Below are 3,243 nucleotides of genomic sequence, written 5' to 3'. Positions count from 1 at the left end.
GACGTCGCGGATCAATGCAATCGTCCGGGACCTGACAGCTACCTACTCCAAAAAGTGTACCTCGGCAACGCCAAACCCGAGGACTTCGAATGGGCTGCGCAGCGCCTCACCGAGCAACCCTTTGATGCGCAAGCCGTCATGGCGCTGCGTCAATTGGTGGACAAGGTGACGCAAAAAGGCCAACCCTCATGGACGCGCCACGCCACGGAAGGCTTGCTGGATCACCTCTCAAAAGCGGAAAGCCACAGCCGCTACACCTTGTTCCCCATTTTTTTGCGCTTCATCCCTTACCTGAAAGCCCGGCTCGCCCTGGCCGACGGCCGCCCCGACGAGGCCGAGGCGCAATACCGCATCGCCATGCAAAAATACGGCAACATCGATTCGGCCATGCAGATGGTGGCCGAGATGGGCAACGCCGGCTATCCCCAGCATGCCATGCGCCTGCTCGACCAGGCCGAAGCGATTTACCGCGGGCAAAGCGACACCTCACTCAAATTTCCCCGCAGCATTTATGACCGAGAAATTGCCCGTATCCGCGCCGTCCTGCAAAATGAAATCCGCTGACGCACTGCCTGCCATGACCCAGCTCTCCCTCATCCTGCCCGCCAAGAACGAAGCCGCCGCGCTTGCCACGCTGCTCCCCCGCCTGCGCGAGCGCTTCCCTCAGGCCGAGCTCATCGTGGTCGATGACGGCTCCAGCGACGACACCGCCGCCATCGCCCAGAGGGCCGGCGCGCGCGTGGTGCGCCACCCCGTGTCGCTGGGCAACGGGGCAGCGGTGAAGAGCGGCGCGCGCGCGGCCACGGGCGAGGTGCTGGTCTTCCTGGACGCCGACGGCCAGCACGACCCGGACGACATCCCGCGGTTGCTGGCCAAGCTCGACGAGGGCTACGACATGGCCGTGGGCGCGCGCGATGCCACCTCGCAGGCGAGCCTGGGCCGCGGCCTTGCCAACCGCCTCTACAACCGCCTGGCCGGCTACGTTACCGGCCACCGCATCCCGGATCTCACCTCCGGCTTTCGCGCCGTGCGCGCGGCCAGGTTCCGCGAATTTTTGTACCTGCTGCCCAACGGGTTTTCCTATCCCACCACCATCACCATGGCCTTCTTTCGCTGCGGCTATCCCGTGGCCTACGTCCCTATCCACGCGAGCGCACGCATCGGCAAGAGCCACCTCAAACCGTGGAAAGACGGCCTGCGCTTCCTGCTCATCATCTTCAAGATCGCCACGCTGTATTCACCGCTCAAGCTCTTCTTTCCGGTAAGCGCGGGCTTTTTCCTGCTCGGGCTGGGCAATTATTTGTATACGTTTCTAGCCGAGCGCCGCTTTACCAACATGAGCGCGCTGCTGCTTTCAGCAGCGGTCATCGTATTTCTGATCGGCCTGATTTCAGAGCAGATTACCAATTTGACTTACAAGCGCGAGGGTTGATGGCGATCCACAGCGTTACGCCAAACGCCATGCCACCCACAGCCGTCGTCATCCAGCGTTAATTTTTTATGACATCACATCTGTACTGCATACTCGGGACACGAGCCCAGATCATCAAAATGGCGCCTGTGATTCGACAATGGGAAGAGGCGGGCCGACCGATCAGTCTTGTGATGACAGGGCAGCATCGGAATACTGTGGATACCTTGTTTGCCGATTTCGGCATACGCGCCCAGCCGCGATACGTTTATGAAGGGCCAGAAATCAACGGCATTGCCAGGATGGCGCTGTGGCTACCCCGAATCATCTGGCGTATGGTGTGGCATGCCGACACTTACTTTCCGTCGCGCCGAGGCATTATCGTAGTTCATGGCGATACCTTTTCAACACTGGCCGGTAGCTTGGCAGGAAAACTGCTTGGGATGAAGGTTGCCCATGTCGAGGCGGGTCTGCGCTCCTACAACATATTTCACCCTTTCCCAGAGGAACTTACCCGCCTGGCAGTATTTCACCTGAGCGACATTGCTTTTTGCCCCGGCGAATGGGCAATGCGCAACATGGAAGGCTATCGCTGTGAACGCATCAACACCGGAATGAACACCATTGTTGATTCGGTAAAAATCGCGCTAGAAAATTCTGTGGAAATTCCACCGAAAGACAGTTACGGCGTTATTTCCATACACCGCTTTGAGAATATTTTTTCTGCCAAAAGGCTTCGGCAAATTGTAGAAATGTTGGAATATGCTGCCAGTCAGTGTCGCCTTATTTTTGTGCTACACCCGGCAACTGAAAAACGTTTACGTCATAACAAGCTATTTGAGCGGTTGAAACAAAACGCAAACATCCAACTAAAGCCGCGCATGGGTTACACCGAATTCATTCGCCTTGCCATGGGCGCGCGCTTTGTGGTTACGGATGGCGGAAGCAATCAAGAAGAACTTGCGCTGACTGGAATTCCCGTATATCTCATGCGCAAAGCTACGGAAAGACAAGAGGGACTAAAGAAAAACATATTGCTTGGAAAATATAACTTCAACGCCTTCAAGTCGTTCATCCACCAAAGCCTGCAAGAAACCGGACGATCGAACACACCCAAACTTCCTGAAATATCACCGGCAAGCATTATCTGCGACAAGTTGGCACTTTATCTCTCGACCTAAACACATCCATGCCCACAAACCCGGCCGTATGGTTCCCGAACGTGCGTTGCCACAGCGGCACCGACACATTCACCGAACGCCTCTGCCGTGCCCTCAACGCCCAAGGCATCCGCGCCGAAATTACCTGGCTGCCGCACCGGGCGGAGTATGCGCCGTGGAGCGTCCCCGTTCCCAAACCGCCCACCTGGGCGAACGTGGTGCACATCAATTCGTGGCTGCCGCCGCGCTTTGTGCCGCCGGGGCTTCCCATCGTGGTGACGGTCCATTCATCCGTTCACGACCCTGCCTTGCTGCCTTACAAAAGCCGCCTGCAAGCGCTCTATCACAAACACTGGATCCATCCCATCGAAGCGGCCAACCTCGCACGCGCGCACTGCGTGGTTGCCGTGAGCCACTACACCGCTGCGCAAATCGAGGCGAGCTTCGGCATTCGCGACATTCAGGTCATTCATAACGGCATCGATTGCCAAGCATTTGCCCCCGTCGCACGCACGGCGCCCAACCGCCCGTTTCGCCTGCTGTATGTGGGAAATTGGAGCGCGCGCAAGGGAGTTGATCTTTTGGGGCCGATCATGGAGCGCTTGGGTAACTGTTGGGTCCCGGACGATTGCGTGGCACTTTTATGAAAAGTTCCGGTTTTTCTGCGTACCA

The 3,243-nt window shown here is 57.6% G+C and carries 3 protein-coding genes and 1 pseudogene; all 4 read left to right on the top strand.

Annotated elements, in window-relative coordinates; translation table 11 throughout:
- A pseudogene (locus GV368_RS10870) lies at positions 1-564 on the top strand (hypothetical protein); the annotation flags it as partial.
- 13 nt (positions 565-577) lie between these two features.
- Positions 578-1,432, top strand: a complete 855-nt coding sequence (locus tag GV368_RS10865) for a glycosyltransferase family 2 protein (protein ID WP_169116532.1) — start codon at positions 578-580, stop codon at positions 1,430-1,432.
- A 119-nt stretch (positions 1,433-1,551) separates the two neighbouring features.
- Positions 1,552-2,592: a UDP-N-acetylglucosamine 2-epimerase gene (locus GV368_RS10860; protein ID WP_169116531.1), complete on the top strand. Its 1,041-nt coding sequence runs from the start codon at positions 1,552-1,554 to the stop codon at positions 2,590-2,592.
- A gap of 8 nt (positions 2,593-2,600) precedes the next feature.
- Positions 2,601-3,218 (top strand): glycosyltransferase, encoded by a 618-nt coding sequence (locus GV368_RS10855; RefSeq protein WP_169116530.1) that lies wholly within the window; start codon positions 2,601-2,603, stop codon positions 3,216-3,218.
- The last annotated feature ends 25 nt before the right edge of the window (positions 3,219-3,243 follow it).

Origin of the sequence: Tepidiphilus baoligensis, assembly GCF_012911495.1 — a bacterium.
Classification (GTDB): Bacteria; Pseudomonadota; Gammaproteobacteria; order Burkholderiales; family Rhodocyclaceae; genus Tepidiphilus; species Tepidiphilus olei.
This window is presented reverse-complemented; position numbering and strand designations above follow the sequence as displayed.